We start from the raw sequence: 206 nt of genomic DNA on the forward strand, positions 1-206 counted from the left end.
GGAGCCTGTGCTCTGCTTTACTCAATCATTGATGTATTGATTCTGCCTACTCGTCAATGGCTTCGTTGGAGCTATTATATTGCTGAAGATGAGATTCATCTGCGCCACGGTGTATGGTTTGTTAAAGAGACGGTCATTCCTATGGTTCGCATCCAGCATGTTGATACGAAGCAGGGACCATTCTTAAGACGATATGAGCTCTCTAG

Annotated in this window: 1 protein-coding gene; it reads left to right on the forward strand. The window is 44.7% G+C overall.

From position 1 onward, the window contains the following. The coding region (locus LKX83_RS33795) for a PH domain-containing protein (RefSeq protein ID WP_227887712.1) at positions 1-206 on the forward strand (206 nt) is incomplete at both ends.

It is taken from the genome of Cohnella baijiui, assembly GCF_020731285.1.
In the GTDB taxonomy this organism is placed as follows: Bacteria; Bacillota; Bacilli; order Paenibacillales; family Paenibacillaceae; genus Cohnella.